The 26,093-nt window shown below is 38.9% G+C and carries 30 protein-coding genes, 1 other RNA gene and 1 pseudogene; 5 read left to right on the top strand and 27 right to left on the bottom strand.

The annotated features are described in order from the left end of the window. Positions 1 to 58 precede the first annotated feature (58 nt). On the bottom strand, positions 59 to 643 hold the full coding sequence (locus tag PZ638_RS06365) for a YecA/YgfB family protein (RefSeq protein WP_094962992.1): 585 nt from the start codon (positions 641 to 643) through the stop codon (positions 59 to 61). A 139-nt stretch (positions 644 to 782) separates the two neighbouring features. Between PZ638_RS06365 and zapA the strand changes: the two genes are divergently transcribed. The 3 genes from zapA (at position 783) to PZ638_RS06350 (ending at position 2,119) form a co-directional block, all read left to right on the top strand. After that, positions 783 to 1,112, top strand: coding sequence for a cell division protein ZapA (gene zapA / locus PZ638_RS06360; protein WP_004913067.1), 330 nt, complete (start codon positions 783 to 785; stop codon positions 1,110 to 1,112). Positions 1,113 to 1,223: 111 nt separating this feature from the next. Then, positions 1,224 to 1,405: non-coding RNA, 6S RNA (gene ssrS, locus PZ638_RS06355), on the top strand. Between the two features lie 120 nt (positions 1,406 to 1,525). Then, complete coding sequence (locus tag PZ638_RS06350; RefSeq protein ID WP_136135325.1) at positions 1,526 to 2,119, top strand: 5-formyltetrahydrofolate cyclo-ligase; 594 nt, start codon at positions 1,526 to 1,528, stop codon at positions 2,117 to 2,119. A 38-nt stretch (positions 2,120 to 2,157) separates the two neighbouring features. Here PZ638_RS06350 and serA read toward each other — a convergent pair whose 3' ends face one another. Next, positions 2,158 to 3,408, bottom strand: a complete 1,251-nt coding sequence (serA, locus tag PZ638_RS06345) for a phosphoglycerate dehydrogenase (RefSeq protein WP_004261923.1) — start codon at positions 3,406 to 3,408, stop codon at positions 2,158 to 2,160. Between the two features lie 444 nt (positions 3,409 to 3,852). Beyond that, positions 3,853 to 4,515 (bottom strand): ribose-5-phosphate isomerase RpiA, encoded by a 663-nt coding sequence (gene rpiA / locus PZ638_RS06340; protein WP_136135327.1) that lies wholly within the window; start codon positions 4,513 to 4,515, stop codon positions 3,853 to 3,855. A 203-nt stretch (positions 4,516 to 4,718) separates the two neighbouring features. Here rpiA and PZ638_RS06335 point away from each other — a divergent pair, with 203 nt between their 5' ends. Further along, positions 4,719 to 5,630, top strand: coding sequence for a LysR family transcriptional regulator ArgP (locus PZ638_RS06335; RefSeq protein WP_004261934.1), 912 nt, complete (start codon positions 4,719 to 4,721; stop codon positions 5,628 to 5,630). Here PZ638_RS06335 and PZ638_RS06330 read toward each other — a convergent pair. The 4 genes from PZ638_RS06330 to PZ638_RS06315 all read right to left on the bottom strand — a co-directional run bounded on the left by PZ638_RS06330 (position 5,627) and on the right by PZ638_RS06315 (position 8,740). Beyond that, positions 5,627 to 6,361 carry an oxidative stress defense protein gene (locus PZ638_RS06330; RefSeq protein WP_144140997.1) on the bottom strand — a complete coding sequence of 245 codons (735 nt, stop codon included), beginning with the start codon at positions 6,359 to 6,361 and terminating at the stop codon, positions 5,627 to 5,629. The two genes, PZ638_RS06335 and PZ638_RS06330, sit on opposite strands and share 4 nt — an antisense overlap. A 152-nt stretch (positions 6,362 to 6,513) precedes the next feature. Next, the gene (argO, locus tag PZ638_RS06325) at positions 6,514 to 7,149 is read right to left on the bottom strand and encodes an arginine exporter ArgO (RefSeq protein WP_164455301.1); all 636 of its coding nucleotides are present in this window, start codon (positions 7,147 to 7,149) and stop codon (positions 6,514 to 6,516) included. Between the two features lie 210 nt (positions 7,150 to 7,359). Further along, positions 7,360 to 8,232: a small-conductance mechanosensitive channel MscS gene (gene mscS / locus PZ638_RS06320; RefSeq protein ID WP_094962989.1), complete on the bottom strand. Its 873-nt coding sequence runs from the start codon at positions 8,230 to 8,232 to the stop codon at positions 7,360 to 7,362. A 142-nt stretch (positions 8,233 to 8,374) separates the two neighbouring features. After that, positions 8,375 to 8,740, bottom strand: coding sequence for a YacL family protein (locus PZ638_RS06315; protein ID WP_004261949.1), 366 nt, complete (start codon positions 8,738 to 8,740; stop codon positions 8,375 to 8,377). 190 nt (positions 8,741 to 8,930) lie between these two features. Here PZ638_RS06315 and PZ638_RS06310 point away from each other — a divergent pair, with 190 nt between their 5' ends. Next, positions 8,931 to 9,308, top strand: a complete 378-nt coding sequence (locus PZ638_RS06310) for a VOC family protein (protein ID WP_144141001.1) — start codon at positions 8,931 to 8,933, stop codon at positions 9,306 to 9,308. 62 nt (positions 9,309 to 9,370) lie between these two features. Here the strand turns inward: PZ638_RS06310 and acnB are convergent, their stop codons facing one another. From acnB to aceF, 20 genes and pseudogenes are all read right to left on the bottom strand, one after another. Continuing rightward, positions 9,371 to 11,968, bottom strand: coding sequence for a bifunctional aconitate hydratase 2/2-methylisocitrate dehydratase (acnB, locus tag PZ638_RS06305; RefSeq protein WP_206277844.1), 2,598 nt, complete (start codon positions 11,966 to 11,968; stop codon positions 9,371 to 9,373). A gap of 441 nt (positions 11,969 to 12,409) precedes the next feature. Further along, a complete protein-coding gene (locus PZ638_RS06300) occupies positions 12,410 to 12,763 on the bottom strand; it encodes a VOC family protein (protein WP_110592150.1) in 354 nt (117 codons plus the stop codon). A gap of 130 nt (positions 12,764 to 12,893) precedes the next feature. Continuing rightward, positions 12,894 to 13,178, bottom strand: a complete 285-nt coding sequence (locus tag PZ638_RS06295; protein WP_094962985.1) for a hypothetical protein — start codon at positions 13,176 to 13,178, stop codon at positions 12,894 to 12,896. Positions 13,179 to 13,305: 127 nt separating this feature from the next. Beyond that, positions 13,306 to 13,653 carry a DUF3969 family protein gene (locus PZ638_RS06290; protein ID WP_094962984.1) on the bottom strand — a complete coding sequence of 116 codons (348 nt, stop codon included), beginning with the start codon at positions 13,651 to 13,653 and terminating at the stop codon, positions 13,306 to 13,308. A gap of 97 nt (positions 13,654 to 13,750) precedes the next feature. Next, entirely contained in the window at positions 13,751 to 13,975 is a 225-nt protein-coding gene (locus PZ638_RS06285) for a hypothetical protein (RefSeq protein WP_004261965.1), read from the bottom strand. 29 nt (positions 13,976 to 14,004) lie between these two features. Then, a complete protein-coding gene (locus tag PZ638_RS06280; RefSeq protein ID WP_094962983.1) occupies positions 14,005 to 14,475 on the bottom strand; it encodes a hypothetical protein in 471 nt (156 codons plus the stop codon). 226 nt (positions 14,476 to 14,701) lie between these two features. Next, positions 14,702 to 14,968, bottom strand: a complete 267-nt coding sequence (locus PZ638_RS06275; protein ID WP_094962982.1) for a hypothetical protein — start codon at positions 14,966 to 14,968, stop codon at positions 14,702 to 14,704. Positions 14,969 to 15,087: 119 nt separating this feature from the next. Further along, on the bottom strand, positions 15,088 to 15,450 hold the full coding sequence (locus PZ638_RS06270) for a hypothetical protein (protein ID WP_094962981.1): 363 nt from the start codon (positions 15,448 to 15,450) through the stop codon (positions 15,088 to 15,090). Between the two features lie 34 nt (positions 15,451 to 15,484). Continuing rightward, the gene (locus PZ638_RS06265; RefSeq protein ID WP_255254425.1) at positions 15,485 to 15,616 is read right to left on the bottom strand and encodes a hypothetical protein; all 132 of its coding nucleotides are present in this window, start codon (positions 15,614 to 15,616) and stop codon (positions 15,485 to 15,487) included. A gap of 24 nt (positions 15,617 to 15,640) precedes the next feature. Next, the gene (locus PZ638_RS06260; RefSeq protein WP_094962980.1) at positions 15,641 to 16,006 is read right to left on the bottom strand and encodes a DUF596 domain-containing protein; all 366 of its coding nucleotides are present in this window, start codon (positions 16,004 to 16,006) and stop codon (positions 15,641 to 15,643) included. A gap of 8 nt (positions 16,007 to 16,014) precedes the next feature. After that, positions 16,015 to 17,373, bottom strand: coding sequence for a hypothetical protein (locus PZ638_RS06255; protein WP_241098298.1), 1,359 nt, complete (start codon positions 17,371 to 17,373; stop codon positions 16,015 to 16,017). Between the two features lie 290 nt (positions 17,374 to 17,663). Continuing rightward, positions 17,664 to 17,735 (bottom strand): annotated as a pseudogene (locus tag PZ638_RS21260) (dihydrolipoamide dehydrogenase); the annotation flags it as partial. A gap of 134 nt (positions 17,736 to 17,869) precedes the next feature. After that, positions 17,870 to 18,106: a hypothetical protein gene (locus PZ638_RS06250; RefSeq protein ID WP_004265618.1), complete on the bottom strand. Its 237-nt coding sequence runs from the start codon at positions 18,104 to 18,106 to the stop codon at positions 17,870 to 17,872. Continuing rightward, positions 18,103 to 18,453, bottom strand: coding sequence for a hypothetical protein (locus PZ638_RS06245; RefSeq protein WP_137018929.1), 351 nt, complete (start codon positions 18,451 to 18,453; stop codon positions 18,103 to 18,105). The genes PZ638_RS06250 and PZ638_RS06245 overlap by 4 nt, the downstream gene beginning before the upstream one ends. A 194-nt stretch (positions 18,454 to 18,647) precedes the next feature. Then, positions 18,648 to 18,902, bottom strand: a complete 255-nt coding sequence (locus PZ638_RS06240; protein WP_094962978.1) for a hypothetical protein — start codon at positions 18,900 to 18,902, stop codon at positions 18,648 to 18,650. 1 nt (position 18,903) lies between these two features. Next, on the bottom strand, positions 18,904 to 20,253 hold the full coding sequence (locus PZ638_RS06235) for a hypothetical protein (RefSeq protein ID WP_226617328.1): 1,350 nt from the start codon (positions 20,251 to 20,253) through the stop codon (positions 18,904 to 18,906). A 413-nt stretch (positions 20,254 to 20,666) separates the two neighbouring features. Continuing rightward, a complete protein-coding gene (locus PZ638_RS06230; RefSeq protein ID WP_144141005.1) occupies positions 20,667 to 20,990 on the bottom strand; it encodes a hypothetical protein in 324 nt (107 codons plus the stop codon). 16 nt (positions 20,991 to 21,006) lie between these two features. Continuing rightward, positions 21,007 to 22,290, bottom strand: coding sequence for a hypothetical protein (locus PZ638_RS06225; protein WP_272674074.1), 1,284 nt, complete (start codon positions 22,288 to 22,290; stop codon positions 21,007 to 21,009). Between the two features lie 310 nt (positions 22,291 to 22,600). Next, the gene (lpdA, locus tag PZ638_RS06220) at positions 22,601 to 24,028 is read right to left on the bottom strand and encodes a dihydrolipoyl dehydrogenase (RefSeq protein ID WP_094961375.1); all 1,428 of its coding nucleotides are present in this window, start codon (positions 24,026 to 24,028) and stop codon (positions 22,601 to 22,603) included. 204 nt (positions 24,029 to 24,232) lie between these two features. Continuing rightward, entirely contained in the window at positions 24,233 to 26,092 is a 1,860-nt protein-coding gene (gene aceF, locus PZ638_RS06215; protein WP_004261981.1) for a pyruvate dehydrogenase complex dihydrolipoyllysine-residue acetyltransferase, read from the bottom strand. Between the last annotated feature and the right edge of the window lies 1 nt (position 26,093).

Raw genomic sequence — 26,093 nt, 5'->3', positions numbered from 1 at the left:
TAATATCGTCCGATAAAGTTAAGTGGCTTTGAAAACTCACGTTACACGTTAAAAGAAACTAATGAAGAACTGGCTTATCATTTTCCACTGCGGTTGGGCCTTGGCCTTTAGTTGGCTCAATCAATGCAATGTAACATAATTGCACCGCCACCCTGACATACTCCACCACTTCTTCTAACGCTTGCTCGAGTTCTTCTTGGTCTTCGTCTTCATCATAACCAAGCATACCAATATTGCGTAAATCTGTGATAACCTCGCTTATCTCTTTTTTATCAGCCAGTTTCGGTTGTGTAACACCAACACCTAATAAAAAGTGATTTACCCAGCCAGCTAGCGCATCAGCATGGTCAAAAACAGAAGCATCTTCGTCAGGAAATAGCATAGTAAATGCAAACTCGCTATCATCAAGTGCTTCAAACGTGGTATCAAAAAGTTCTCGCAGTGGCTGTGAAACGGTTTGTGGAAAAGCTAAACCATCGTTAGCAAGGTCATGGACTAACGTTTGCCAGCTTTGATCACGTCCCCCACCACAGATCAACCCGGTTATTAGACCATGGATCTCTGCGGCAGTAAGTGCGATTGAGTGCTGTTGCAGTAGTTTGTCCAGTGATTCATAGTTTGGTAAAGATTTTTGTATAGACATCTGAATTCGTCATGTTAGCTTATGATTCGTGATATGCTACCATCAAGGATAGCCGCTAGACCAGTATGCTTTTGTCTTATCTATTAATTGCGCCAAATATGATGTATTTATGGCGAGTATTATTCAGTATGGAGGTATCATGTCCGCACAACCTGTCGACATCCAGATTTTCGGGCGTTCAATGCGAGTTAACTGCCCATCAGAACAAAAAGAAGCCCTTCTTGAGTCGGCTAAAGAATTAGAACAACGCTTGCAAAATCTGAAAGATAGAAGCGGTGTGACCAATATGGAACAACTTATTTTTATCGTAGCATTGAACGTCTGTCACGAATTAGCACAAGAAAAGACAAAAACGCGTGATTATGCTTATAATATGGAAGAGAAAATAAAAATGTTGCAGCACACAATCGAACAAGCGTTGCACGATCAGGTGAAAATTACTGAGAGGCAGGTATTGCCCCTAGAGTAAATCTGCTTATTAATCAGACACTAGTAGAAAAAAATATACAAAATTAAGGTTGCATTTTAAATCTAGTTTCGTACAATGAAATCACTGAGTAACGATAAGTTCTCAAACCAAATTTCTCTGAGATGCGCGTGAGTGGGCGAGTCCCCTGAGCCGATATTTCAACTAAATAGAATGTGGTTATGGCGCTGGTGAGCATGCCTGATTCGCTCAGGAAGCCTAAAGGTTGCTAAACTGCGTTCACCTTGAACCAAGGGTTCAAGGGTTACAGCCTACAACGGCATCTTGGAGACCCTCAATTAAGTTCCTGCTTATTTTTCATTTGTTTTCTACATAACCTTTCATCTTGCGATATACTTTAAGTAATTTACTTTCTTGGTTAACTGTTTTTTATCGCATATATAACAGGTTATCACATGCAAGACTCCCTCTCGACCCAACGCCAGCAGGTACGTCAAACAATCCGCCAAGCACGTCGTCAATTAAGCGCTCAGCAGCAATATGACGCTGCGGAACAACTCATGCATAATGCATTAAACCACCCGAAAATAGCACAAGCCAACACGATTGCGTTGTTTCTTTCTTTTGATGGCGAAATTGATACTAAACCGCTTATTCAGGCGCTCTGGGCTGAAGGCAAACAAGTCTATCTCCCTGTTTTGCATCCTTTTAGTCGCCACCATTTATTGTTTCTTCACTATCGCCCCGATAGCCAACTCGTTAAAAACAGATTTAATATTGATGAACCACCGCTTGATGTTAGAGATGTGCTACCACTTGAGAAACTGGATATCATGCTTATCCCATTAGTGGCTTTTGATACTCAAGGGCAACGGTTAGGTATGGGAGGTGGGTTCTATGATAGGACTCTAGCAAATTGGCAAAAAACCGGTTTTTATCCGATAGGTCTTGCCCATAATTGCCAGCAAGTAGAAAAACTCCCCATCGCACACTGGGATATTCCTTTACCCGAAATTATTACGCCGCAAAAAATATGGCGCTGGTCATAAATACCCGCGCCATCATTTCACACAATTTTTAGCGTAACTTAGAACAGTAAACGCGCACGAATGGTTCCAGGCAAATCTTTTAATTTCTGGAGTGCTTCATCTGTTTGGTTTGGCGTTTGCATTAATACATCAATAACCACATAACCTACGTTGCCTGATGTACGTAAATACTGGCCAACAACGTTAATGTTATTTTCAGTGAAGACTTGGTTGATGCTGTTCAAAATACCTGGGCGGTTTTCATGAATATGCAAGAAACGGTTGGTATCTTCAGTATGGACTGGCAGGGAAACTTCTGGGAAGTTAACCGCAGATAGTGTTGAACCATTATCAGAGTATTTCGCCAACTTACTAGCTACTTCTAACCCAATATTTTCTTGAGCTTCTTCTGTAGAGCCCCCAATGTGCGGCGTTAAAATCACATTGTCGAACTTAATCAATTCAGAGATAAATGGGTCATTAGGGTCATTATTTGCAGCTGGCTCACTTGGGAATACGTCCACCGCAGCACCTGATAAATGTTTGCTTTCCAACGCGGCTGCCAGTGAAGGAATATCCACAACTGTTCCACGTGATGCGTTAATGAAAATAGAACCAGGCTTCATACGGTCGAATTGTTCTTTAGCAAACATATTCTTCGTACTTGGGGTCTCAGGGACATGTAAGCTAACCACATCGCTCATATTCAGAAGTTCAGTTAAAGAACGAACTTGAGTTGCATTACCTAATGGTAGTTTGTTTTCAATATCATAGAAGAAAACATTCATACCGATACCCTCAGCTAAGATCCCTAACTGAGTACCAATGTGGCCATATCCAACAATACCAAGACGCTTACCGCGTGCTTCAAAACAGCCTTTCGCTTGTTTTTCCCAAATACCACGGTGGGCTTGCATATTAGCTTCAGGAATACGACGTAGTAAAAGTAATAATTGGCCTAATACCATTTCTGCAACGGAACGTGTATTCGAAAATGGTGCGTTAAATACAGGGATACCGCGTTTTGCCGCAGCATCTAAATCAACTTGGTTGGTGCCGATACAAAAGCAACCCACTGCAACAAGTTTTTCTGCTGCTGCAAAAATTTCTTCAGTAAGATGAGTACGGGAACGGATACCTACAAAACGTGCATCTTTAATCGCTTCTTTTAATTCTTCGTCGGATAACGCACTTTTGTGATATTCAATATTGGTGTAGCCCGCAGCTTTTAAGTTATCAACCGCACTTTGGTGCACACCTTCTAGCAGTAAAAATTTAATTTTGTCTTTTTGCAAAGATACCTTAACCATTTCCCTACCCTATCGTGAACGTACTTAAGATTTATAACAGATGAACATATGTGTTTGCCTAACATAGCTCAAGAGAGATGACATCCATCTACCTTGAGCTATGAAGCGTATACCAACATAGCAAAAAATAGCGCAGTAGCAATACAACCGTTTGCTTAATGGATGCTAAAAAGCGCGAAGAAAAAGAAGTTAAATGGTAGAAAATCAGGGGTGATAACACAAAATAAGGATTTTTCCTGCACAATGCCTATTTGTGTGAGATATATCACCAAAATAGCTAGATATTAAAAAAAATAAAATAAATTTCAAATTGGTGATATTAATAAAACTGGTTAATTAATTTAGCTTCTATCAAATCATAAACTAATGACAAAATACCAGTAAGACAAAAAAACCAGTGGGTATAACTCCACTGGCTTATTAAAAAATTGAATACGATATAGATTATAACTTGATGGTTTTAACGCCTTCGTTTGCAGTTCCCATCAAGACGACGTCTGCACCACGATTCGCGAATAACCCAACGGTCACAACACCTGCAATCCCATTAATGGTATTTTCTAATGCCACTGGGTCAATAATATTTAAATTATGGACATCTAAAATCACATTACCGTTATCTGTAATCACATTTTGACGGTACTCTGGCGTGCCACCCAGTTTAACCAATTCACGTGCCACATAGCTACGCGCCATTGGGATCACTTCAACAGGCAGAGGGAATTTACCTAACACATCAACTAACTTAGATTCGTCAACGATACAAACAAAGGTTTTTGCAATTGCAGAAACAATTTTTTCACGTGTTAAAGCCGCACCACCGCCTTTGATCATATTCATGTGGTGGTCAACTTCATCAGCGCCATCAACATAAACATCTAAGGAATCCACTTCATTGCAATCAAATACCGTAATACCCAATGATTTTAATTTTTGAGTTGATGCTTCTGAACTTGATACCGCACCTTCTATTTGACCTTTCATTGTTGCTAATGCATCAATGAAGTGTGAAGCTGTCGAGCCCGTTCCAACACCAACAATAGTGCCCGGTTTTACGTAATCAAGTGCTGCCCAACCTACCGCTTTTTTTAATTCGTCCTGAGTCATACTCATGCCTTTTAAGATTTAATTGAGTCGTGATTAAGGTTATTAATAACTAGTATATACCGGACACCCAATAAGTTGCAGCTTTGTTCGCTGTATTTATGTCACGGTTCTTGGGATTTAGGCCACAACAATAATATTTTTAAGTGTTATTTGTAAAAATATGGCATAGTGCTTGGTAGAATAACAACAAGGAGATCTTTTTGATGAAGCGCCCTGACTATCGCGCATTACAAGCACTGGATGCCGTTATCCGTGAACGCGGCTTTGAGCGCGCAGCTCAAAAGCTCTGCATCACGCAATCTGCTGTGTCACAACGTATAAAGCAGTTAGAAAACCTATTTGGGCAGCCACTACTTGTGCGTACCGTTCCGCCACACCCAACTGAACAAGGGCAAAAACTGCTAGCATTGCTTCATCAAGTCGAATTGTTAGAAGAACAATGGTTAGGTGATGAAAATAGTGGCTCCACCCCTTTATTGCTCTCACTTGCCGTCAACGCCGACAGCTTGGCAACTTGGTTTCTTCCAGCCCTAAACCCTGTATTAGGCAACAGCCCTATTCGGCTAAATATTCAGGTAGAAGATGAAACTCGAACTCAAGAACGTTTAAGACGTGGTGAAGTGGTAGGCGCTATCAGTATTCAACCCCAAGCCTTACCGGGTTGCTTGGTCGATAAACTTGGCGCGCTGGACTATATTTTTGTCGCATCACCTGGCTTTGCAGCGAAATATTTCCCCGATGGGGTGACTCGCTCTTCGTTATTAAAAGCGCCTGCGGTTGCTTTCGACCATTTAGACGATATGCACCAAGCCTTTGTGCAACAAAACTTTGGGTTGTCGCCCGGCAGTGTTCCATGCCATATCGTGAACTCCTCAGAGGCCTTTGTACAGTTAGCGAAACAAGGTTCTACCTGCTGTATGATCCCACATTTGCAGATAGCAAGTGAATTAGCGAATGGTGAGTTGGTTGATTTAACGCCAGGGCTATGTCAGCGACGCATGCTTTATTGGCACCGCTTCGCACCTGAAAGCCGTACGATGAAAAAAGTGACTGACGCCCTATTAAAAACTGGGCGCCAGATGTTAAAACAAGAAGATGAACCCGCAAAAAACTAGCGTTTTAATTCAAATACCACATCAACTTGGTCATTAAAATCAATACTCTGTTGTTCATAAGTCTCATCAATCTTGAGGTCTTGAGCAACAGAGGCTTTCATCGCCCCACCATAATTTCTTGTTGCCATTGGATATGGCACCGCAGCTGGCGCATTATAGTTAATGCTATACACTGGGCCTAACTGAACATTAAAGCCTTTCGCTAAGAGATTAGCTTGTTCTGTCGCATTTTTAATCGCTTGAGACCGTGCTTCATCACGATACTGTTGCGGATTAGCCACACCAAACTGTACTGAGTTGATTTCATTGAGACCTGCGGCTAAAGCACCATCTAACAAGACATTAAGTTGGTCTAATTTCTTCACTTTCACTTCAACAGAACGTGTTGCCGTGTAGCCTTCGATGGTTGATTTTTGTTTCACACTACTGTAATCATATTTAGGCTGAGTTCGCACATTTGCTGCATTAATATCTTCTTTTTCAATACCGTTTTTCTTAAGAAACTCAAAATACTCCGCAACTCGCTTATCGACCCCAGCTTTCGCAGCCGCCGCATCTTTAGCAGTCACTTCCACCTGAATATTCAGCGTCGCCATATCGGGTGTCGCTTTCACTATTCCATTACCCGAAGTCGTAATGTGTGGACCATTAGGTAACGGGTCAGCCAATGACATGGTAGGAACCGCAGCACCTGCTACCATCGCAGCTAAAACTAAAGATTTTAATTTCACAGAACCTCCCAAGGCAATTATTTATCGCTAAAAAAGGGATAATTGGTAATAAACTATCCCTGAGCTCAATTTAACAGTAACACATGAAACAAAAAGTACAGTCAGAATAATGAGAAATTGAACTTTATTGCTTGTCTGTTGAAGATATATTGTTATTGAGAAATCAAACCGAGTCCCTTAAGCCCCTGTATTGCAAGTTGAAATGCAATAAACCACATCACACTCCCCACAAAAATGTTAATAATGCGCTGTGAACGCGGTTTATTTAACACAGGTGAAAACCAAGCAGCAAGTATCGCTAACGCAAAAAACCAAACAAAAGAAGCCGTTAATGCTCCAGCCGTAAACCAAGGTCTCAGCTGGCTTTCTAATTGGCCTCCCACACTACCCAATACAACGAAAGTGTCTAAATAAACATGAGGATTCAGCCAAGTGACGGCAAATAATGTGACAATCACTTTCCATCTTGTGATAGCACGGCTTTCTGTTTGAAGTATGACCTCATCAGGGCTGAGTGCTGTCCGAAACGCACCATAGCCATACCATAGAAGAAATGCTACGCCTGCCCATGTAATCAATTGCATTAATATTTCAGACTGGCTTAATAAAGCGCTCCCACCAAAAACACCTGCGATAATTAAAACGGTATCACTTAAAGCGCATAATAATGCACTCATTAAATGAAACTGCTTTCGGCTTCCTTGTTGTAAGACAAAAGCATTCTGCGGCCCTAAAGGTAATATCATTGCTGCACCCAACAGTGCACCCTGTAAATATATCGAAAACATGCATTAATCCCAACTTTTTATTCAATTAATATGCATGGATATTAACGAGAAAAAATTATTAGTGGAAATGATTAAGTCTAATAGGTCATAAGTATGACTTATAACTAAAAACGGTTCGGTAAGAAAAATATAGGAGTGAGAAATGAATAAGAGCCCATCGAAGACAGGCTCTTATTTTCAGTGAAACTGCTGAATATGACTTTCTAAATATTACTCTGCAGCATCTTGCTTGATAGGCGCATTTTGTTTATGAACATGAACGTCCATTTGTGGGAATGGGATACCAATATTATGTTTATCCAATGCTCGCTTAAACTCTTCTAGCAAGTCCCAATACACAGGCCATGCATCACCATTGGTGGTCCAAAAACGCACTAAATAATTTAATGACGATGGTGCCATATCATGTAAACGGATAGTAACGCCTTTAGCATGCTGAATACGGCTATCTGCGGCGACGATATCACCTAATACTTTTTTCACCACATCAATATCAGAATCGTAAGCAACACCTACAATAATATCTTGACGACGGTTAGGCTCACGACTGGTATTAATAATGTTATCGGCAATGATCTTTCCATTAGGAATAACAATAATACGGTCATCTGCGGTTCTTAGCGTAGTTGAAAATATTTGTACATTTTGCACTGTACCTTCAACAGCACCGATTGAGACATACTCCCCCGCTTTTAGTGGCCTAAATACCACCAGCAACACACCTGCGGCAAAGTTACCCAGCGAGTTTTGTAATGCTAAGCCAACAGCTAAACCGGCCGCCCCCATTACCGCAATCACAGAGGCTGTTTGTACGCCAACTTTCCCTAATACAGCAATTAAGGTGAATGCAACAATGGTATAGCGCGCTATCGCTGATAAAAAGTCACTCACTGTTGAATCAATGCCTTTCATGGTCATCACGCGATGTAAACCACGCCCGACCCATTTTGCAATCATCATCCCGACAATCAAGATAACGATAGCAGACACGATATTCACAGCATACTGAACTAACAGATCTTGGTTCGCCACAAACCAATTCGTTGCATCATTCAACGCGCCTGTAACATCATCAGTATTCATATATATATGCCCTTTAGGATCCAATTATCAATATTAACCCCAACCAATAAATCTTTAACGAAACGTTTAATGGCTGGCCGTACATTGCAAATAATAGCGATGATTCATTAAAACACAAAACAAATCACTAAATAAAATTATTTTATCTATTTTCTATAACAAAAATTCGATAATCTTTTAGCATTAATAAGAAGTCATCAGTGCCGCAAAATGCAACACTTTCATTATCATAATAACTCATTCCTTCTTCCAACCCTTCAGTTTCAAATGATAATTGGTTGGCGCGGATCATCACTTCTTCATCATCAAGCAACAATGTATATTCGTGGCCAATAAGCTCCCATTGTTTTTCACTTCCTTTGATTTTTTCATAGTTTTCTTCAATAGCATCTAACAGACTAAGGTTATTTTTAACCTCTTCATTAAGCCAATATCCAATAGCCTCATGATCCATCGAGAATTTAGCGGAGATAGCTCCGGTGATATCTTGGAAAAATTGGTAGTCCATATGCAGTCCCTCTACTCTTGCGTTATTGAACCTAGTATAACGTGAGTCAAACCGCTTTGTTGAGAGGTATTACCAACAGAAAAAATAAAATTGAGTAAAGCACCGATTTCAACACATAAGCCACGTAATTCACTTAATATTAAATAAGAAAATAATTAAAATAGTCATAATTAAAACAATAGGAGCTCTAATGATCGATCGCTTAGACCATATAGTGCTAACCACAACTAACCTTGATGCCTGCATTGACTTTTACCAACGGGTGTTAAAAATGGAAGTTATTACCTTTGGTGAACAGCGTTATGCGTTATGTTTTGGGCAGCAAAAAATCAATATCCACCAATATGGAAAAGAATTTGAACCCAAAGCCCACTTGCCTGTACCAGATGCGCTCGATTTATGTTTTATTAGTGATATACCGCTGTGTGATGTGCAAAAGCATATTGAACAACAAGGTGTAAAAATTATCGAAGGGCCAGTTAATCGGACTGGTGCAACTGGAGCAATTAGATCTATTTACTTACGTGATGTCGATTTAAATTTAATCGAAATTTCTGAATATATTTAGCGAACACACCCAATTAAAAAAGGCCCCTAACATTAGGAGCCTCCGTTATTAATATTACCTTATTACACCGCTGTTTGGAAAATCACGCCATCCGCTTTTTCGGTATATTGTGATAACTGGTCAAAGTTCAGGTAACGGTATGTATCCGCCGCTGTTTCATCAACCTTATCCATAAACTGCAGATATTCTGCTGGCGTTGGTAAACGACCTAACAAAGAAGCTACCGCTGCCAGCTCTGCTGATGCGAGGTAAACATTTGCACCTGTTCCTAAACGGTTAGGGAAGTTACGCGTTGAAGTGGAAACGACTGTCGCCCCATCAGCTACACGTGCTTGGTTACCCATACACAGAGAACAACCTGGGACTTCAATGCGCGCACCACTCTTGCCAAATACGCTGTAATAACCTTCTTCGGTTAACTGTGCTGCGTCCATCTTAGTTGGAGGCGCAACCCATAAACGTGTTGGTAATTGGCCTTTATGAGAATCCAATAACTTACCTGCTGCACGGAAGTGGCCAATGTTTGTCATACAAGAACCGATGAAGACCTCATCAATTTTCTCGTTTTGCACATCAGACAATAAACGTGCATCATCTGGGTCATTTGGTGCACACAGAATTGGCTCTTTGATATCATTGAGGTCAATTTCAATCACTGCCGCGTATTCCGCATCTGCATCACCTTCCAGCAGTTGTGGATCCGCTAACCAGTTTTCCATCCCTTTGATACGGCGTTCAATAGTACGACGATCACCATAGCCTTCTGCTATCATCCATTTTAATAGAACGATATTCGATTGCAGGTATTCGATAATTGGCGCTTTATCTAATTTGATAGTACAACCCGCCGCTGAACGCTCTGCTGACGCATCCGCTAATTCAAACGCTTGTTCGACTTTCAGCTCAGGTAAGCCTTCAATTTCTAAGATACGGCCAGAGAAAATGTTTTTCTTACCTTTTTTCTCTACGGTCAATAGGCCGTCTTTGATTGCATATAGTGGAATTGCATGAACGAGGTCACGTAAAGTGATACCCGGCTGCATTTCACCTTTAAAGCGAACCAATACTGACTCAGGCATATCCAGTGGCATAACACCTGTCGCCGCAGCAAATGCGACTAAACCTGAACCCGCAGGGAATGAAATACCAATTGGGAAACGCGTATGTGAGTCACCACCTGTACCAACGGTATCTGGCAGTAACATACGGTTTAACCATGAGTGGATAATACCATCTCCCGGACGAAGAGAAACACCGCCACGGTTCATGATAAAATCAGGTAAGGTATGGTGTGTTGTCACATCAACAGGTTTTGGATACGCTGCTGTATGGCAGAATGACTGCATGACTAAATCTGCTGAGAAACCAAGGCAAGCTAGGTCTTTCAGTTCATCACGGGTCATCGGCCCGGTTGTATCTTGTGAACCTACAGAGGTCATTTTTGGCTCACAATATTCGCCAGGGCGAATACCTGGGCGACCGCAAGCACGACCAACCATTTTTTGTGCTAATGAGAAACCACGGTTGCTTTGTGCAACGGATTTCGCGTGACGGAATACATCTGTCGCTTCTAAGCCCAGTGATTCACGTGCTTTATTGGTTAAACCACGGCCGATAATCAGTGGAATACGACCACCTGCACGGACTTCGTCAATCAGCACATCTGTTTTTAATTCAAATGTTTCTAGTAGTTCACCGGTTTCGTGGTTACGAACTTCACCTTTAAATGGATAGATGTCGATCACATCGCCCATATTCAGTTTAGAAACATCCACTTCAATCGGTAATGCGCCCGCATCTTCCATCGTATTAAAGAAGATTGGTGCAATTTTGCCGCCTAATACCACCCCACCGCCACGTTTATTTGGTACAAATGGGATATCGTCCCCCATAAACCACAGCACGGAGTTAGTCGCTGATTTACGAGAAGAACCGGTACCGACGACGTCACCCACGTAAGCTAATGGGAAGCCTTTTTTATTTAATGCATCAATTTGCTTGATTGGACCAACATTACCCGCATCGTCTGGTTCAATACCATCACGTGCGTTTTTCAGCATTGCTAATGCGTGTAATGGGATATCAGGACGTGACCATGCATCAGGCGCTGGCGATAAGTCATCTGTGTTAGTTTCACCCGTAACTTTGAACACAGTTACGGTCATTTTTTCAGCTAACGCAGGACGCTCTTTGAACCACTCAGCATCTGCCCATGATTCAATAACTTGTTTAGCGTGAATATTTCCCGCTTTCGCTTTTTCTTCTACGTCGTAGAAGTTATCAAACATCAGTAAGGTGTGAGAAAGTGCTTTAGCGGCGATTGGCGCCAGTTTTTCATCATCCAACGCTTCAATTAGTGCGTGAATGTTATATCCACCCTGCATAGTACCTAACAGTTCAATGGCTTTTTCAGGGGAGATAAGAGAAGAGGAAGTTTCGCCTTTAGCTATCGCGGCTAAAAATCCAGCTTTTACGTACGCTGCTTCATCAACACCAGGGGGGACGCGGTTGGTCAGCAGGTCTAACAGGAAATCTTCTTCACCTTTGGGTGGGTTTTTGAGTAACTCTACCAGTGCAGCTACTTGTGACGCATCTAATGGCTTAGGGACAATCCCTTGAGCGGCACGCTCGGCTACGTGCTTACGGTATTCTTCTAGCACGACGTTCTCCTCGCTTCTTTGTTATTTATATACCCGGCTCTCTGCACCATACTGACAAAATTATCATCCGGTGCCAGGTCAGAGGAATTTGCTCGCATAATCTCAATGGCGGTAAAATTATGCCCAGCTTCGGGCGATCAGCATAGCAGAATTTAAACGTAATGTTAATTCATTCACAAGAAAGCAACATTTAACTACTAACTTTACGCCTTAACACTTCATTACTGGCTATTTTTCAGCTTAAGATACTATTAATCATCGTAAAACGCCGAAAAAACCATACTTTTTATAATGCATTTTAAAATTTAAAGCACCCTAATTAGTGCCTTTTTTCATCAGCTATCACAAATTATATTTTTTATCGCAATTTTATTTATATTACTAATTGATAAGGTAAATCATTGCGATTGGTTTTAATTTCTTTAAATGTTTTAATGGATTTTACTGCCCTTTTAAACCAATTAAATTGCCAAATGGGTCTTCAAGTTGGCACATTCGATTGTTACCATCTATTAACATTGGCCCGCGATACAGTTTTGCCCCTAGTTGAGTGAAATGCTCAAAAGCCAAATCAAAATCATCGACTTGCCAATACAATACAGTCCCTTTTTTACCCTCACTGACTTTTTCATCCGCTTGCACCACTTCTATCGTGAAGTCTCCGACATGCAGTAAGGTGAAATCAAATTCAGGCAAGTATTCTGCCTTTGCTTGTGGAAAAGCTTGCTGATACCAAGCCAAACCCGCTTGAACATCAGGTACATGAATTAAAATTGCAGAGGGTTTTAGTTGCATAGCGATTTCTTATTGATATCTATTATTTTGTTTTAGCTTACACGCATGATTGAAAGTTAGTAGATGTAGATAAGGTGTAAGCAATAGCCAAACCAGCGTTTGCTTACACCTTTAGTATCATCAAGTCAGATCATATTGCGTGTTTTTCTGATAAATAACGAAGAATGGCTGATATATTTTTTAAGTTATACTTTATAAGTAATTCATTTTCTTTAGCTTTACATAGCATCTCATAATCAGCTTCTAACTGCCCAATATCTAACTGAGTAGGCTCATTGTAAATATCATAAATAGATTCAGAAGGCACATTCCAATAAAAATCTGCATCTAAGTCTATATTATCCATTCCCTGTACTTTCATTTCTTTGAAAATGGCTACTATTGCCTCTTCCAGTAGACTCAGTTCTATTTTCATAGTTAAACCTTGACCAACCCTAATTTATATTTATATTTATATTTATATTTATATTTATATTTATATTTATATTTATATTTATATTTATATTTTCATCAAGTATTTTAATTTTTTTCTAAACATTTAATTAGTCATCAACAATATTAATTTCTTTATCAATTAACCGATCAAAATCTTCATTTTGTGAAATTACTGTGATGGTTTTCTGTATTAACTCCTCAATACTAGCTTGAAGTTGTTCTGGAATTAAACATTCAACATCCTCCAACTCGCAACCTAGGTTAATTATCTCTATTAATTTTTCATCAGAATCTATTTGCTCGAGGAATTTAGCCAAATAAGGTTTGAAAACAAATCCTTCTGCCTCATCAATCGATATCAAATTTTTATCTAATGCAGTTAATACACCTAACGTTAATAAGCTTATAAATTTGCTAGTCTGTTTATCACTAATACTATAATTAAGTCTAGTCACCTATTACTCCAACCACGTTTGATTTTCACATTAATGACTCTGCCACTTTGGTTCCCCCACGCAAAAAAATGGAGGAACCAACCTGCTTATGCGGAAATTAAACTAAAGGTTCTAAACGTAAAAGATGATCTTTAGCTTTCTCTATCAATAATAAAAATTCACTGTAATTAAATTCTAAAAAATCCGAGTCAGGATAAATAATAATTTTTACCTCTTTTTTATCTTCAGACAGTGAAATTTCCCCCCACTGAACATCATTAAAGGAAAGCTCAGCATATAAATCATCTCGGCTTAAAGAACTTCCAACACTGTATTCCAACATAAAATCCCCCCATCAATCATTTACAAACATTATGGCTCTCTAAAACCAATAAATTTCTTACCGTCTATACTAAATCTTAATACCCGACCATCAGGTGATTTAGCATCAATCACTTCAATTCTTTTCCTATTTTCATAAATAGTTCTAGGTCTTATTATTACATTTGGATTATCTAATATTTCATCGATTAATGCTCTAGCTTCCTGATTCAATACTGAAGCTTTTTGGTTGGAATATGAGTATGCAGATCCTTCCCTACCTCCATGCTTTTGGAGCGATCTGCCGGCATTTGTTAAACCATTGCGATTGATTTCTGATGCTGCTTGCTTTAGTTCTTCTTTAGAAGGAAGACCATTATTTTTTATAGAGAACTCATCAGGTTCCCACCCCTCCGGTCCTCCTGCCTTAGAGCCCCCTACCTCTACTTTATCTGAATTTGATAACTCTTTTCCAACATTTGGATTTGTGGCTGCTTTATCTAAATCATTTGAGCAGCTCATACCAAAAGAGCAATCAAACGTTTCCGCTAGGCCATCACGTATTGCCTAAGGTAGCCACTCCCCCTCCAGACTGTTGATTATACGGCTAGCTGAGGGGGAGTAAAGCGGCTAAGGAGATCCCTGCACAGAACTGGACTCTCTCTTTAATTACTTTAAACTACAAAACCATCAACCCAACCATCTCTATCTAGAACTTCTTCACTAATACTAAACCCATCAGGGTAATCTATGAATCCAGGTTGATTAGATACCTTGTCTTGAGCCTTTTGAGCAAGTTCAAAACTTGAATAAATTCCAATGAATTACCTTTTCCGTATTTAGCATCTAGTAACCTTTCGGCAAATTTATTGCCATTTTCACCCACTAATAGTTTTTCTCCTTTAGCCCAACTAGGTACATCTTTAGCTCCTTCTTTACCACTAATTCCCGGTTTAGGTACCTGTGGTTTTTCTGAAAGAAGAGCTATATCGTCTAACTTAAAGGTGTCTATCAAGTCGGTGGCTATTCAGTTTAAATAAATTAAAGATGCCTTACAGGCAGTTGATTATCTGGATAATTAAGCAATTCTTTGTATATGAGAGGAACGAACTTAAACCAGCTCAGATAGAAAATTTAGGATCCCATATATTTTCCAGATTCATCTTTCCATAAAATCGCTGGCATTTCATAAAAATAGAAGTTCAAGTCGTCATCATCTTTTGCTTTAGCATTTTCAGGCCAGTGCTGTTCAAGATAATTAACAATTTCTTGACTATTAGCATTCCAATACGGAACAACTCTACCTAAAGGGTCATCTGGAGAACAAAATTTAATTACTTGCTCATCTAATAACGCTTTTATCATAGAGAAAAATATAATCCTATGTTCATAGAAAGATTTGTTTGGATTCCAACCAACGATTGAACCAAACAACCCTGATAGCCATAGCCCTTTTGCATCACTAATAATTTCATCAAAATGCACAACTTTTTCCATATTAGAGGATAACCTGTTAATTGCAGCCTCAAAACTAGCCTTCCACGACTTTAATTTCTCTATCAACCAGCCGCCCAAAGGTTTCACTTTGTGAAATTACGGTGATGCTTTTCTGTATTAACTCATCAATGCTCGCTTGGAGCCGTTCTGGAATTAAACATTCCATAGATAGAATCTGCCCTTGATGGTTCTACGTCCATTCTACTGTCCCATCTTTAAGTATCCAAACGGCTCCGCCAGGGCATTCTTCATCAAAAAACCAAAACTGATCAATTAATTGCTCTTCTGTTTCTGGAAATGCAGTATAGAAGCACTGTAATTGTTCATCTATTGAACCACTTAAAAATTTACCATACTTAGCTAATTTTAACTTTCCATCACGTAGTAACTTGTCTAAGAACCAAAAAAATATTTTTTTCCTTTCCTGAAAAGGAAAATTATCATACATAGCATGGAGCGAAGGAAGCATATCTGGCGTGAGATACGCCCATAACCCATCAAGGGCTTGGGTTTCAGCGTATTCAGCAATAGTTTTATATTCAATATTTGATATCATCTTATTTATTACCTAAACTTGATCTCTGCGTTTCTTCCAAGACCGTTCTCTACTTGGCGTAAAGTTGGATTATTTCTTATTTGGACTGTCCAGCGAGCACCTGTTTGTTCTGCCGAGCTAGATACGCTCCTAAGGGTTATCATTGTACCATCAGTTAGTTTGGCAGTATAAATACCATCTTTTACCTTAGTTAGGGGTTGAGCAGCTAATTGTTCAGCATAATTATATATCTGTTGGTCTGTTAAGTTTTGACTATCATAAATCCTCGTTGAATAACGATTTCCTCCTACACCTTGTTTAATTGTTTGACCGTCAATAGTTATAGTCTGAGAAGGCGAGTCTTTATCATAAACCCTCGCTAATTCTTCAAAATTCTTTTGTTGCTGTTCCTTATGGCGAGCATGTTCCTCATCCTCTGGCTCCCAACCATCCGGTGTACCAGAAGTACTACCACCTAATTTTGCTTTTTCTGAATTAGATAACTCCATTCCCATATTTGGATTTTTTGCTGCTTTATCTATATCATTTGAGCAACTCATGCCAAAAGAGCAATCAAACGTTTCAGCTAGGCCATCGCGAATATTACCTAAGGTATTTTCGACACCTTTGACTATGTTGCTGTTTGCCGTTTGTGTAGCTTGCGTATTTAAACCAACGCCATGAGATAATGTAGGAACATTCGGTGTGGGAACGGCAAATACACTACTTTGGGCTATTTTCAGCTTATTTAATTCATTTAAATTAAACTGAATTTTATCCGTGATACTTTTATGTTGTCTCTTAATTTCGAGCAATTGATTTCTAGCATCACGGTCAGCTCGCTTATTAACCGCATCTATATATAGATCTATATTATCAAAAGGAAATCTCGGTATACCGGGTATATTATCGTCAAAATCCTCTGCGAGGAGCCTGTCCCTATCTTCAATTGTGCGAAATTTAAAGATTGCTGAAATTTTTAAATTTGAGGAGTCTGAAGATTGAAAATGCCATTTGTATGTACAAGGATATTTTTGTGGATCAATGATAAATTTCCAGCCAGGCGATTTTTCAATCTCCGCAATATCCTTTCTTAAGGTAATTAAATTATTTTCAATTGATATTTGTTTAGATTTTAAATCATTTTTAATTGTAGTAGAATAATCTTGAAAAGCATCGATTTTGTGATTATTAACATCATCATGGATATCAGCTAGTTTTATATTATCATAAAGATTTTCATGTAAAATACTTTTTAATTTTTCATACCTCCCAGTTAAATCAATATCTTCATGAGCATTATCATAATTATTAAAACAATCATTGAAATGCGGTCTAGGGTTACTTCCCCATACCGTTATTGTACCTAGGTCTGTCACACCATCCATAAACTAACTTCCTTATTAGTTATAAAAAACAGAATAAAGAAATTAGAATTTAATATTTTTATAGTCAACTAACCGTTATCATTAATAAAGATTCGACCATTTAAAATTAAAAGCGTATTACTTATAAAATGATTAATATCTATTTTAATCAATAATAGAACAGAAACATGTGACTAATTGTTTATATTCACAAAAACAAAAAAAGCCAATGAGTTTCCACATTGGCTTCAATTCGCTTTAGTGATAAACAGCATACTAGAGATACTATTTATCTATGCGATTAAAGAAAATTATTTTTTCTTTTTCGCTTTTGCGTTTGGTAAATCAGTAATGCTACCTTCGTAAATCTCAGCAGCCATACCGAATATTCCCTAAGGTAGCCACTCCCCCTCACGAGCCAAACCGGACAGCTAATCATCCCATTAGCTGACAGCGAGTAAGACCGTTAATTCAGATCCCTGTGTAGAGCAAGGATTTTTACTCATTCAGTAAAAATTCATTGTTTCTTTAATGTATCTCTGGCTTCAATCAATATTGAAATTAGATCATCTAAAGGCATTTTAGCTGTAAAACCGTGGGATAAATCTGAACCAAATAGTTCAATTTCTAAATTATCTACACCTTTATCTTGATTAATTTCTGCAACCCGCTCCCAATTTAATTGAACCTCTAACGTTAGATTCTCATATTCCATTGGACTTGAAAAAAATAGTTCTAATTTATTATCTTTCATTTTATTGCCTTCTTTGGGTCTAACACAGTATTAAATGAGCCATCCGCATTATATCTAACGCCTTTTTCACTAGGCAAACGATATTCAAATGCACCACCACCTAAATCGTTTCGAACTACTTTAGGATCTTTAAAGATTTCTCGGATGAAATTCTCGGCAGCAGCATTTTTTTGTGCTGGATTATCATTTAAGGGTTCAAAAACGCCATCGGGCCTAGTTACATGTTTGTCCCATGCTCTCACAGCTGAGAATAAGCACGATTGTAGTGTAAAAACACTGACGGCTAAAGAAGCAGTGGTCAAAACCAGAAAGTATACAATGGGTTCCCCCCAACCGAGGTAAACCAAACCCCAGCCCACAACTCACGTTAAGCGGCAAGTGATTGAGTGAGTTTGGGTTTAAGGTGAGTAACCACATACTCTCACTCGCCAAGCCGGACAGTTGATCATCCGGTTGGCTGAGAGCGAGTAAAATGATTGAGGTAAGAGACTAAAATTTGTTGGCATAGTGGCTCTTTAAATAGCCACTATGCCATTATTTTTTATAGATTTTTGTACCTATTAGGAAGGTATCTTCTATGTTCCATTGATTTCATTAAATTTTTTAGATCTGTCAAGTAATGTGATAACTCTTGTTTATTTGAACATTCCGTTTTTTCATATATTTGCTCATCAGATAAATGAGTTAAAACGTAATTTAAGCAATCTGTATAAATTACAATTTCCGATTCAGATAAACGAATATCAAATAAAGTTACATCCGCTTCTGGTATGTAATTAATTTTTAATGTATCCATCCTACCACCTCACATAATCAGAAAATTTTTCTTTAAATTCATCTAGTTTTTCATTACTAGGTCTATTCCATCGCCCATCTCTAGTACGTTGAGCCGTATTTTTATCACTATTTTTAAATGACGAGACCACTTCTCCATCAGGCTCAATTAGATGTATTCTTCCGTCATTACCTTTTACAACCCAACGACCATCATCTTGTATTAAGATATCTGAAGGCCTCGATTTTTGAACATCATTAATGACTGAACTGACTGGACGCCCCTCTTTATTTCTGATTCCCGCATGTTCACCTTGTGTAATCTTGTTTAAATAGGCGAGGTTATCTAAAGATAGAGTATCAGGAATAGATGTTCCAGGCAGTTTTTCGATCGGTTCTGGAAGCTGGTTTCCACCCGTATCAATTTTTCCTTGTTCGGGTATTTGGTTTCCGCTTGTATCCGTCCGGCCTTGCTCAGGTATTTGGTCGCCACCAGTATGAAATTTCTCAACATTTGAATTATTTGCTGCTTTATCTATATCATTTGAGCAACTCATGCCAAAAGAGCAATCAAACGTTTCCGCTAGGCCATCACGAATATTACCTAAGGCATTTTCGATACCTTTTGCAATGTTGCTATTTGCCGTTTGTGTGACTTGCGTATTTAAACCAACACCATGAGGTAATGTAGGAACATTCGGAGAGGGAATAGCAAACATGCTACTTTGAGTAAAGTTGAGTTTATTCAAATTCTCTGTATTAACATCAATGGCATTAATTAATCTGCTATGTAGATATTTAACAGAAACAATACTTTCTCTTGCCGACTTATCAAGTATCTCTTCATCTCCATCTCCATATTTATAATTGTCATTCAAACTGTCTAGATAGGTATTCTCATTATATCCAACTAAAAAGCTATCTAGCTCAGCTGAGGTTTTATACTCTTTTCTGATTAATCTGCCTGATATTATTATTTCTTGTTCAAAAGGATATTTCTCTGGATTATTTAAAAATTTCCATTCATTAAATCCTTCAACTTCTTCCAAAAATAATTTTTGTTTCTCGATATGCTCTTTAATTATTCCCTTTTTTGTTTCAATATTTTCTTTTGATGATAAATCAACCTTTCCATTTTTGTCTAATAAAGGCTCAATATCTATGGGAGTAACCATGTATTCACAATATGACATGTAATCCATAAAATCATTTAGGGAATGATACCATTCAGGTGAAATATCATGTCTATAACTTTCAAGATAACTGTTATATCCTTCATAATATCCATCACCGAAATATAAAGCGGTATTATTATCAACAGGTAATCGAGTTCCCCATACAGTTATTGTACCTAGGTCTGTCACACCATCCATAAACTAACTTCCTTATTAGTTATAAAAAATAGAATAAAGAAATTAGAATTTAATATTTTTATAGTCAACTAACCGTTATCATTAATAAACATTCGGCCATTTAAAATTAAAAGCGTATTACTTATAAAATGATTAATATCGATTTTAATAAATAATAGAACAGAAACATGTGACTAATTGTTTATATTCACAAAAACAAAAAAAGCCAACGTGTTTCCACATTGGCTTCAATTCGCTTTTGCGTTTGGTAAATCAGTAATGCTACCTTCGTAAATCTCAGCAGCCATACCGAATATTGCCTAAGGTAGCCACTACCCCTCACGAGCCAAACCGGACAGCTAATCATCCAGTTAGCTGAGGATGAGTAAAATTGTTAGCAGAGATCCCAGTACCGAACTGGGATCTTTAAACTTTTAAAAATCAGACCACTCTGTATAGCTAATATCATCTTCGGTTAATTCAGTAAAACCATCTTGACTCAACATTTCTTTAAAATAGAGGATAGTATCTTCTAACGCTTTTTCAATGGTACTTCCACGTCCAATGGCGCACTCGGGGCAACCATCAAATTTTCTTTTTATTGCTAAATCCGTCATACCTGTAAAAAAACCCGACTGATCTTCATAAATTTTTATCTTCATTTTGGCATAAGGCAAAATAGGGATCATAGTAACTGTGAATTCAGCAACTGTTTTCTCTATACAGCTCACTTTTGTAATATTTAAATCATGCCACATAACATATCCCTCTATATTATTGTTTTCCAAAAGATATTATTTTTCCTTCGGATGTTCTATCTAAATATTTCCCGTTTTTATAATAACGAGTCACATTATTAGTCGCACCTCTTACTTTCACTGTTCTAGCACCTTTTAAGTTTTTGATAAATTCTTCAGCTTTGTTTCTGTACTGCTCAACACTACCCGCTCCAACTTCTTTTCCATGTTTTTCATAATGCTTCTGTAATGATTCGTCAGGAGAGTTAAAACTACCCTGATGCCATTTATTTTTAATATTATTTTTGTTTTCAGATAAATAGGCAATATCTTCTACTGTAATCTGATTAGGCAGTGGGGTTATATGCGTATTATCTATATGTTCAGGTATTTGATCTCCGCCAGTATCCGTCCGCCCTTGCTCAGGTATTTGGTCGCCACCAGTATGAGGTTTCCCAACATTTGGATTTTTTGCTGCTTTATCTAAATCATTTGAGCAGCTCATACCAAAAGAGCAATCAAACGTTTCCGCTAGGCCATCACGAATATTACCTAATGCCTTTTCGATACCTTTTGCAATACTGCTATCTGCTGTTTGTGTTACTTGTGAGTTTGAACCAACACCATGAGGTAATGTAGGAACATTCGGAGACGGAATAGCAAATATACTACTTTGAGTAAAGTTGAGTTTATTCAAATTCTCTGTATTAACATCAATGGCATTAATTAATCTGCTATGTAAATATTTAACAGAAGTAATACTTTCTCTTGCCGACTTATCAAGTATCTCTTCATCTCCATCTCCATATTTATAATTGTCATTCAAACTGTCTAGATAGGTATTCTCATTATACCCAATTAAAAAGCTATCTAGCTCAGCTGAGATTTTATACTCTTTGCTGATTAATCTGCCAGATATCATTATCTCTTGTACAAAAGGGTATTTCTCTGGATTATTTAAAAACTTCCATTCATTAAATCCTTCAACTTTTTCCAAAAATAATTTTTGTTTCTCGATATGCTCTTTAATTATTTCCTTTTTAGTCTCAATATTTTCTTTTGATGATAAATCAACCTTTCCATTTTTATCTAATAAAGACTCAATATCTATAGGAGTAGCCATGTATTCACAATATGACATGTAATCCATAAAATCATTTAGAGCGTGATACCATTCAGGTGAAACGTCATGTCTATAACTTTCAAGACAACTATTATATCCTTCATAATATCCATCACCAAAATATAAAGCGGTATTATCCTCAACAGGTAATCGAGTTCCTATTACAGTCATTGAATCCACATGACTCATATTTGTCATAATCTAATTTCCTTATTAGCATTAAAATATTGCAATAAGGAAAATTAAATTTAATTTTTTTATAGTCAACTAAGTGGTATCATTCAAATAATACAAAAACTCAGAATTAAATAATAATATTAAAAATTATTTAATTACTTAGTTAATTACTTAGTTAATGACTAAAAATAAGAATTAGTAGATTAAATAAAATTCTCCCTTTATTTTTAGATAAATATAAAAAAGCCAACGTGTTTCCACATTGGCTTCAATTCGCTTTGGTGATAAACAGCATACTAGAGATACTGTTTATCTGTGCGATTAAAGAAAATTATTTTTTCTTTTTCGCTTTTGCGTTTGGTAAATCAGTAATGCTACCTTCGTAAATTTCAGCAGCCATACCGATTGATTCATACAGTGTTGGGTGAGCATGGATAGTTAATGCTAAATCTTCAGCATCACAACCCATTTCAATTGCTAGGCCGATTTCGCCCAGTAATTCACCACCGTTCACACCGACAACAGCCCCACCGATAACACGGTTAGATTGTTTGTCGAAAATCAGCTTAGTCATACCTTCGGCGCAATCAGATGCAATTGCACGGCCTGATGCTGCCCATGGGAAAGTCGCAACTTCGTAGCTGATATTTTGTTCTTTCGCTTCTTTCTCAGTTAAACCAACCCATGCAACTTCTGGCTCAGTATAAGCGATTGATGGGATCACTTTCGGGTCAAAGTAATGTTTCAGACCAGAGATAACTTCTGCGGCAACGTGCCCCTCGTGAACACCTTTGTGAGCCAACATTGGCTGGCCAACGATATCACCGATAGCGAAGATATGAGGAACGTTAGTGCGCATTTGCTTATCGACATGGATAAAGCCACGGTCATCAACTTCAACGCCAGCTTTGCCTGCATCCAAGTTTTTACCATTAGGAACACGGCCGATTGCCACTAATACAGCATCGTAACGTTGCGGCTCTGCGGAAGCTTTTTTGCCTTCCATAGAAACGTAGATACCGTCTTCTTTCGCTTCAACGGCTGTTACTTTAGTTTCTAACAGAAGATTGAATTTTTTACTGATTTGTTTAGTGAATACTTTAACCACATCTTTGTCAGCCGCTGGGATGACTTGGTCAAACATTTCAACCACATCGATTTGAGAACCCAGTGCATGATACACAGTTCCCATTTCTAAACCGATGATACCCCCACCCATAACCAGCAGACGCTCAGGAACTTCTTTCAGTTCTAATGCATCGGTTGAGTCCCAAATACGTGGGTCTTCATGTGGAATGAATGGTAATTGAATTGGACGGGAACCCGCAGCAATAATTGCGTTATCGAAATTGATAGTTGTGCTACCGTTTTCACCTTCAACAACCAGCGTGTTGGCACCTGTGAATTTACCGAAGCCGTTAACTACGTTAACTTTACGGCCTTTAGCCATACCAGCCAGACCACCCGTCAGCTGATTAATCACTTTTTCTTTCCATAAGCGAACTTTGGAAATGTCAGTTTTTGGCTCACCAAAAACGATGCCGTGTTCTGCTAAAGCTTTTGCTTCTTCGATCACTTTTGCAACATGGAGTAAAGCTTTAGAAGGAATACAACCAACGTTTAAACAAACACCACCAAGGGTTGAATAACGTTCTACTAAAACAGTTTCTAAACCTAAGTCAGCGCAACGGAAAGCCGCAGAATAGCCTGCAGGGCCTGCACCAAGCACAACGACTTGGGCTTTAATTTCAGTACTCATCATGACCTCTTTTTGTTTTGTCCAGCGGTACTGCTGAATAAACGATCTTCCACTGGAAAAGTACACACCGAGAGCAGTTTACAGAATTGTTAACACCCTGAAAAGGCTCATTTCGTGATGTAACTCCCAACCTTTCGTAGCAGCAGCAAAAAATTCTGCCTCAGCCTAAATAAAACAGACCGGCCTATTCGCCGGTCTTATTATTTACATCACTAAACGGCGAATATCGCTCATTAATTGCCCTACTAGGGTGATGAAGCGAGCTCCATCAGCACCATCGATTACACGATGGTCAAAGGACAGTGACATTGGCAGGATTAGGCGAGGAACAAATTCGCTACCATTCCAAACAGGTTTCATTGAAGAACGTGACAGTCCCATAATTGCAACTTCTGGTGCATTCACGATAGGTGCAAAACCGGTAGTTCCGATACCACCAAGGCTTGAAATCGTGAAGCAACCACCTTGCATATCAGACGCAGTCAGTTTACCTGCACGCGCTTTCTTAGAAACTTCCATCAGTTCGCGAGATAGCTCTAAAATGCCTTTTTTGTTAACGTCTTTGAAGACAGGAACAACTAAGCCATTTGGAGTATCTACGGCAATACCGATGTTAATATATTTTTTCAGGAACAGACGCTGTGCATCTTCAGAAATGGAGCTATTAAAGCGTGGCATTTCTTCCAGAGCACGAGCAACAGCTTTCATGACAAAAACTAATGGTGTGATTTTCACATCCAGTTTTTTCTTCTCAGCTTCTTTGTTTTGTTGCTTACGGAATTCTTCAACTTCAGTGGTATCCACTTCTTCCATCAGCGTAACGTGCGGGATCATTACCCAGTTACGGCTCAGGTTAGCACCAGAGATTTTTTGGATACGACCCAGTTCAACTTCTTCAACTTCACCGAATTTACTGTAATCCACTTTCGGCCATGGCAGCATACCTGGTAAACCACCACCCGCAGCTGCAGGAGCTTCCGCACGTTTTACGGCATCCTTCACGTAAGCTTGAACGTCTTCACGCAGGATACGGCCCTTACGACCTGTACCTTTAACTTTCGCTAAGTTAACACCAAATTCACGCGCTAAGCGGCGAATAACCGGTGTTGCATGGATATATGCGTCGTTTTCAACAAATTCAGTTTTGCTGTCAGTTGCTTTCGCTGGCGCTGCTTGTGCAGGAGCTGCCGCTGGAGCCGGAGCAGACGGTTGAGCTGCTGGAGCCGCTGCAGGCGCTGCACCTGCCACTTCAAAAGTCATGATCAGCGAGCCAGTTTTCACTTTATCGCCAGTCGCAATCTTGATTTCTTTAACTGTTCCAGCAAATGGCGCAGGAACTTCCATTGACGCTTTGTCACCTTCAACGGTAATGATTGATTGCTCAGCAGAAACGGTATCACCCACTTTTACCATGACTTCAGTGACTTCAACTTCATCACCACCGATATCTGGAACGTTAACATCTTTAATTGCTGATGCTGCTGGAGCCGCTGGTGCAGCAGCTTGTGCAGCTGGTGCCGCCGCAGGTGCTGCGCCTGCAACTTCAAAGACCATAATCAATGAGCCGGTTTTAACTTTATCACCGGTTGCAATTTTGATTTCTTTAACCGTTCCAGCAAATGGTGCAGGAACTTCCATTGAAGCTTTGTCACCTTCAACAGTAATTAAAGATTGCTCAGCTTCTACTTTGTCACCGACTTTAACCATGATTTCAGTAACTTCAACTTCATCGCCACCGATATCTGGAACAGCAACATCTTTAGATGCAGCTGCGCTTGGCGCTGCCGCTGGAGCCGTAGGGGCTTCTGCAGGAGCAGGCGCTGCTGCACCCGCCTCCGCTTCGAATACCATGATTAATTTGCCTGTTGTCACTTTATCGCCAACAGCAATTTTAATTTCTTTTACCACACCCGCTTGTGGAGATGGGACTTCCATAGAAGCCTTATCACCTTCAACGGTAATAAGCGATTGCTCAGCTTCTACTTTGTCGCCAACTTTAACCATCACTTCGGTGACTTCAACTTCATCAGCACCGATATCAGGCACTTGGATTTCAATAGACATT

The organism is Providencia hangzhouensis, assembly GCF_029193595.2.
Taxonomy (GTDB): domain Bacteria; phylum Pseudomonadota; class Gammaproteobacteria; order Enterobacterales; family Enterobacteriaceae; genus Providencia; species Providencia hangzhouensis.
Note: the sequence above shows the minus strand (reverse complement) of the source record. Positions and strands in the feature narration are given on the sequence as shown.